The 881-nt window shown below is 72.1% G+C and carries 1 protein-coding gene; it reads left to right on the top strand.

Annotated elements, in window-relative coordinates; all coding sequences use genetic code 11:
- Positions 1 to 881: ComEC/Rec2 family competence protein (locus A5645_RS17005; protein ID WP_172830555.1), on the top strand; the 881-nt coding region annotated here is incomplete at both ends.

Below are 881 nucleotides of genomic sequence, written 5' to 3'. Positions count from 1 at the left end.
TTATTGCGCTTGGGCGATGACGAAATGTCCGGCAGGGTAACCGTTTTCGCACGCGATTCGGATTTCGGTGACGACGACGGGCTGATGGTCGGTCGGCCGGTGCGGTTCAGCGCGCGCATTGCCCGGCCCACCCGCCACGACCTGACGGTCGCGGTGCTGACCGCGACGGGCCGGCCGGAACTGGGGCGTGCCGGGTGGATGCAACGGGCTGCCCACGCCGTCCGCAGCAAGTTCACCGCCGCCGTGCGCGAAGTGTTGCCGACCGACCAGGCCGCGATGCTCCCCGCGCTCGTGGTGGGGGACACCGCACACCTCGGCAGGGCCACTCGCGACGAATTCCGCACCGCGGGAATGACGCACCTCACGGCGGTCTCGGGCGCCAACGTCACCATCGTGTGCGCGGCAATGTTGTTGTCGGCCACACTGATCGGACCGCGGGCCGCCGCGGTGCTGGCCGGGCTGGCTCTGGTCGCCTTCGTCGTCGTGGTGCAGCCCTCGGCCAGCGTGTTACGGGCGGCCGTGATGGGCGCCATCGCGCTGACGGCGATGTGGTCATCGCGGCGGCGGCAGGCGATTCCGGCGTTGTCGGCGACGGTGCTGGTCCTGCTGGCGGTGGTACCGCAGCTGGCCGTCGACGTGGGCTTCGCGCTGTCGGTGGTCGCGACCACGGCGCTGGTTGTCCTCGCCCCGCCTTGGTCGCGCCGCCTGGTCGGCCGGGGCTGGCCCAAGCCGCTTGCCGACGCCGTCGCGGTCGCGGGGGCGGCGCAACTGGTGACCGCGCCGCTGGTCGCCGCGATCTCCGGACGGTTCAGCCTGGTCGCCGTCGCCGCCAATCTGGCGGTGGCGCCCGTGATCGCCGCAATCACCGTGCTGGGCAGCGC

This window comes from Mycobacterium asiaticum (assembly GCF_001673635.1).
GTDB lineage: Bacteria > Actinomycetota > Actinomycetes > Mycobacteriales > Mycobacteriaceae > Mycobacterium > Mycobacterium asiaticum_C.
The sequence above is the reverse complement of the archived record's forward strand: the minus strand, read 5'-3'. Positions and strand labels throughout refer to the sequence as shown.